This is a genomic window from Streptomyces sp. NPDC007905 (genome assembly GCF_042959345.1).
Lineage (GTDB): Bacteria > Actinomycetota > Actinomycetes > Streptomycetales > Streptomycetaceae > Streptomyces.
This window is the reverse complement of the sequence record NZ_JBIBKS010000027.1, coordinates 59824-62625: the sequence shown is the minus strand read 5'-3', so window position 1 is coordinate 62625 and position 2802 is coordinate 59824. Positions and strand designations below refer to the sequence as shown.

The 2802-nt window shown below is 70.3% G+C and carries 2 protein-coding genes; both read left to right on the top strand.

All coding sequences use genetic code 11. From position 1 onward, the window contains the following. Positions 1–69 precede the first annotated feature (69 nt). On the top strand, positions 70–1326 hold the full coding sequence (gene ccrA, locus ACFZDC_RS35305; protein WP_391330289.1) for a crotonyl-CoA carboxylase/reductase: 1257 nt from the start codon (positions 70–72) through the stop codon (positions 1324–1326). Between the two features lie 49 nt (positions 1327–1375). After that, positions 1376–2575 (top strand): cytochrome P450, encoded by a 1200-nt coding sequence (locus ACFZDC_RS35300; RefSeq protein WP_391330287.1) that lies wholly within the window; start codon positions 1376–1378, stop codon positions 2573–2575. Positions 2576–2802: the final 227 nt, after the last annotated feature.

The following is a 2802-nucleotide window of genomic DNA, read 5'->3' as shown; positions in this document are numbered from 1 at the left end:
GGACGCAACGACCGCATGACCGGCCCGCGACCACCCCGGACCGGACAGAGCAGATAGAGGAGAGAAATCATGACGAAGGCTCTCTACGAGATCGGCGAGACCCCGCCGCTCGGTGAGGTCCCGCGGCGGATGTACGCCTCGGTGATCCGCCAGAACCGCTTCGGAGAGCCGAAGCAGGCGTTCCGCACCGAGGTCGTCGACACACCCGCGGTGGGCCGGGGCCAGGTGCTGGTCTACGTGATGGCCGCCGGCATCAACTACAACAACGTGTGGTCCTCGCTGGGCAAGCCGGTCGACGTCATCGGGATGCGGCAACGCCAGGGCATGCCCGAGGACTTCCACATCGGAGGCTCGGAGGCCTCCGGCGTGGTGTGGGCCGTCGGCGAAGGCGTCCACAGCGTCAAGGTGGGTGACCACGTGCTGCTCACCAGCGGCCAGTGGGACGAGGCCGCCGAGGACATCCGGATGGGCACGGACCCTCTGGTCTCGGAGAGCATCAAGGCCTGGGGGTACGAGACCAACTACGGCTCGTTCGCTCAGTTCTGCCGCGTCGACGAGTACCAGTGCCACCCCAAGCCCGCCCATCTGTCGTGGGAGGAGTCGGCGGCCTTCCTGCTCACCGGGCCCACCGCCTACCGGCAGCTGTTCGGCTGGCAGGGCAACACGGTCCGCCCCGGCGACCCCGTCCTGATCTGGGGTGGCGCGGGCGGCCTCGGCTCGATGGCCATCCAACTCGTCAGGCTGGTCGGCGGCATCCCGATCGCCGTGGTCTCCAGCGAGGACCGCTCCGAGTACTGTCGCCGCCTCGGGGCGGAGGGCACCATCAATCGCCGCGACTTCGACCATTGGGGCCGGCTGCCCGATGTCGGGGACGCCGAGGCGTCGGCACGGTTCCTGCGCGGGGCTCGCGGGGTCGGCAAGAAGATCTGGGAGATCCTCGGTGAGCGCAAGTCCCCGCGGATCGTGCTGGAGCACAGCGGCCAGGACACGCTGCCGACCTCGATGTACCTGTGCGACAACGCCGGCATGGTGGTCATCTGCGGTGGCACCTCCGGCTACAACGGAGACGTCGACCTGCGCCACCTGTGGATGCGCTCCAAGCGACTCCAGGGCTCGCACTACGCCGACACCCGCGAGTGCCGCGAGGTCATCAACCTCGTCGGTGCCGGCATGCTCGACCCCTGCCTGTCCGCCTGCGACGGCTTCCAGGACATCGGGCGCATGCACCAGATGATGCACGACAACGTGCACCCGGCCGGGAACATGGCCGTCCTCGTGAACGCGCCTCGGCGCGGCGAGACCGCGCTCGAACTCGCCGCCGCCTGACCGTCACCGGCGTACGAACCCTTCCCCTCCCACAAGCACAAGGAGAGTCATGCCCGAGCCCACCGCCGACGCGCCCGCCGTCCCCAAGGCCCGCAGCTGCCCGTTCCTGCCGCCGGACGGCATCGCCGACATCCGGGCGGCCGCCCCGGTGACCCGTGCCACCTTCACCAGCGGCCACGAGGCGTGGCTGGTGACCGGCTACGAGGAGGTGCGCGCCCTGCTGCGCGACCCCTCGTTCAGCGTCCAGGTGCCCCACGCGCTGCACACCCAGGACGGCGTCGTCACCCAGAAGCCCGGCCGCGGCAGCCTGCTGTGGCAGGACGAGCCGGAGCACACGTCGGACCGCAAGCTGCTCGCCAAGGAGTTCACCGTCCGGCGCATGCAGGCGCTCCGGCCGAACATCCAGCGCATCGTCGACGAGCACCTCGACGCCATCGAGGCGCTGGGCGGCCCGGTCGACCTGGTGAAGACCTTCGCGAACCCGGTGCCTTCCATGGTGATTTCCGACCTGTTCGGTGTCCCGGTCGAGCGCCGGGCGGAGTTCCAGGAAATCGCCGAGGCGATGATGCGGGTCGACCAGGACGCCGCCGCCACCGAGGCCGCCGGCATGCGCCTGGGCGGGCTGCTCTACCAGCTCGTCCAGGAGCGCCGGGCCAACCCCGGGGACGACCTGATCTCGGCGTTGATCACCACCGAGGACCCCGATGGCGTCGTCGACGACATGTTCCTCATGAACGCGGCCGGCACCCTGCTGATAGCGGCCCACGACACCACCGCCTGCATGATCGGCCTCGGTGCGGCGCTGCTCCTCGACCGCCCCGACCAGTTGGCCCTGCTCCGCGAGGACCCGTCACTGGTCGGCAACGCGGTCGAGGAGCTGCTGCGGTACCTCACCATCGGCCAGTTCGGCGGCGAGCGCGTCGCCACCCGGGACGTGGAGCTCGGTGGCGTGCGCATCGCCAAGGGCGAGCAGGTCGTCGCGCACGTCCTCGCCGCCGACTTCGACCCCGCCTTCGTGGCGGAACCGGAGCGCTTCGACATCACCCGCCGCCCCGCCCCGCATCTGGCCTTCGGCTTCGGTGCACACCAGTGCATAGGCCAGCAACTCGCCCGGATCGAGCTGCAAATCGTCTTCGAGACCCTGTTCCGCCGCTTCCCGACCCTGCGCCTGGCCAAGCCCGTCGAGGAGCTCCGCTTCCGCCACGACATGGTCTTCTACGGCGTGCACGAGCTGCCCGTCACCTGGTGACCTCCGCACCACGGCCCACTCCTCAGGAGATCGGCGCAGGCTGACCGCGTGGGCCGATCGCGCCTTCCGTCGCCCGTCGCGCCGGGGCGGCGGCCACGGCCGCCGTGAACATCAGGGGTTGCCCTGCTTCGGGGCGCACAGCCGCCGGTCGTGGAGATTCCGCATGACGGTCTTCGTGCCGCCGCGACTCTCCAGCCGCTGCCGCTGCCGCTGCCCTGGCGCTGACC